Below are 1149 nucleotides of genomic sequence, written 5' to 3'. Positions count from 1 at the left end.
ACAAATTGGAAACGCTAACACTTTATGCTATAATATAACTAAAAATCATTTAATTTATTTGTATAATAATATCGGAAGGAGCTTTAGAGTAGATGTTACATGGAGTGCCAAGTTCCAATTCCTACTTTAATATTAGTAAGACTAAATTTTAGAAATGTAGTTAAGGAAGCATATCGTTAGATAGCAGGTATTAGGAAGTTTTATGCTTCATCTTCAGTTGTTTATTGGGATATTTTAGTATCCATAGTTCAAGTCAGATTATAATTTTTTGAAACTTATATTTTACGTTTCTAATCCCAATGAGTGATTGAGATATACTCTTAGGAAGAGTTTACTATATGGTATTCTCTTTTATGAAGAAAGCTTTACATGTCAGCTGAGTTTATAGAAGGAGGGTTGGCTCCTGTAAGATCAGTCAAAATAAGATTAGACAACAATTGAGGTTATAAGCTTTATGCAAGTTATATATCACTATTTCCTAAGAATTAAAAGAATAAACTAATTGTATAAGAAAACTTCTATCAAGGCTTATATGAGAAATATTCACCTGTTTGCCAGTCCTGAACCTATGCACTTGCTTTATAATATCAGTCTTGGTGAAAAGAATTCTCGAGATTTTGGAATATTTAGAATGGAGGAAATGAAATGACAGAGGGAATTTTAGTTGCTTTTTTAGGTGCGATTAGACCCACAGAAGATCAAATTAAAGATGAAGACTCTATTAAAGACAATAAGTTCGGTTACACTAAAACGAATTATTATGACCCTATCTCAAAAAAAGAAGTGACATCAAAATTTACTTATGAATACTATCTCACAGAGCGGACTGAAATCAATGTCAGTAAGGTTTTGTTGGTTGGAACTGCTACATCTTCTTGGGAAGAGATATATAGACATTTTGCTATAAAAAATGGATCTTTTTCAATGAAGGATTATCAGGATTTTCGAAATGAGTTCTCCGACACCAATAAAGTCAGTCTAAAGAAAGATTTACTAAAAAAAGCTATTAAACCAGCAACTGACTATTTCACAAAGTTAAGAGGTAACTCAGTCACATTTCATCCTCTTATAATAACTCTTGGTTCAACTAATCAAGAGTTAAACCAAACATTTGAAGATATTAAAACAAAGTTAGTTACGGAGGCAACT

Annotated in this window: 2 protein-coding genes; both read left to right on the top strand. The window is 30.9% G+C overall.

The window, feature by feature from the left end; translation table 11 throughout:
• Positions 1–502: 502 nt before the first annotated feature.
• Positions 503–649, top strand: coding sequence for a CRISPR-associated endoribonuclease Cas6 (locus STRDD04_RS11665; RefSeq protein WP_142322404.1), 147 nt, complete (start codon positions 503–505; stop codon positions 647–649).
• Positions 646–1149 (top strand): hypothetical protein (locus STRDD04_RS01060; RefSeq protein ID WP_197460060.1); only part of this gene is annotated, 504 nt, incomplete at its 3' end. The genes STRDD04_RS11665 and STRDD04_RS01060, both read left to right, overlap by 4 nt.

The organism is Streptococcus sp. DD04, from assembly GCF_001578725.1.
Lineage (GTDB): Bacteria > Bacillota > Bacilli > Lactobacillales > Streptococcaceae > Streptococcus > Streptococcus sinensis.
Note: the sequence above shows the minus strand (reverse complement) of the source record. Positions and strands in the feature narration are given on the sequence as shown.